The following is a 402-nucleotide window of genomic DNA, read 5'->3' as shown; positions in this document are numbered from 1 at the left end:
GGCGGGGGTCATGCGGGGACGAGCGGCTCCGCCGGCGTCTCCGGCCGCGCCGGCAGGGCGGCGGCCGGCTGGCGCAGCAGGGCGACCAGGTCGTCGGGCAGCCGCGCCTCGATCACCACGGCGGCGCCGTCGATCTCGACCATGGCGCCGGACAGCAGCCTGGTCTCAAGCTCCACCCCGCGCGAGGCGGGCTCGACCAGCCGCAGCGTCTCCCGCGCGCGGTGCAGCGCGGCGTTGCGCAGCGCCTCCAGCACCTCGGCGCGGCTCAGGCGGATGGTGTGGTTGACGAAGAACGGGGCGGCGATGCCGCCGGTGGTCTGCAATGCCGCGGCCTGCAGCGCGGCGGCGGCGAGGCTGGCGGAGGCGGGGGCCGCAGCGGCGGCGGGGGTACCGGTCATGGGC

General features: G+C 78.4%; 1 protein-coding gene. It reads right to left on the bottom strand.

The annotated features are described in order from the left end of the window. Positions 1-8 precede the first annotated feature (8 nt). On the bottom strand, positions 9-402 hold a 394-nt coding region (locus GVN67_RS29420; protein WP_235035636.1), incomplete at its 5' end, for a hypothetical protein.

This window comes from Roseomonas sp. 18066, assembly GCF_902706185.1.
In the GTDB taxonomy this organism is placed as follows: Bacteria; Pseudomonadota; Alphaproteobacteria; order Acetobacterales; family Acetobacteraceae; genus Pseudoroseomonas.
Note: the sequence above shows the minus strand (reverse complement) of the source record. Positions and strands in the feature narration are given on the sequence as shown.